Source organism: Micromonospora sp. DSM 43699, assembly GCF_055517075.1.
On sequence record NZ_JBTMMT010000253.1, the window covers coordinates 1 to 415 of the forward strand.

Consider the following 415-nt stretch of genomic DNA (forward strand, 5'->3'; position numbering starts at 1 on the left):
GTCCTGGCCAAGACGGCGGACGAGCTGCTGCCCACCGAGATCCCGGACAACGTGTACCAGGGCCTCAAGGAGAACAAGGCGCTGGAGGTGCATGTGTTCGGGCGGCGTGGCCCGGCGCAGGCCAAGTTCAGCCCGATGGAGCTGCGGGAGCTGGACCACTCCCCCAACATCGAGGTCATCGTCAACCCCGAGGACATCGAGTACGACGAGGGCTCCATCGCCACCCGCCGGGAGAACAAGCAGGCCAACATGGTCGCGCAGACCCTGGAGAACTGGGCGATCCGCGACGTCGGCGACCGCCCGCACAAGCTGTTCCTGCACTTCTTCGAGTCCCCGGTCGAGATCCTCGGCGAGGACGGCAAGGTCACCGCGCTGCGCACCGAGCGCACCGAGCTGGACGGCACCGGCAATGTCC

Annotated in this window: 1 pseudogene; it reads left to right on the plus strand. The window is 67.2% G+C overall.

Features of this window, described 5'->3' with window-relative positions:
* Positions 1-415 (plus strand): annotated as a pseudogene (locus tag AC0AIB_RS31510) (pyridine nucleotide-disulfide oxidoreductase); the annotation flags it as partial.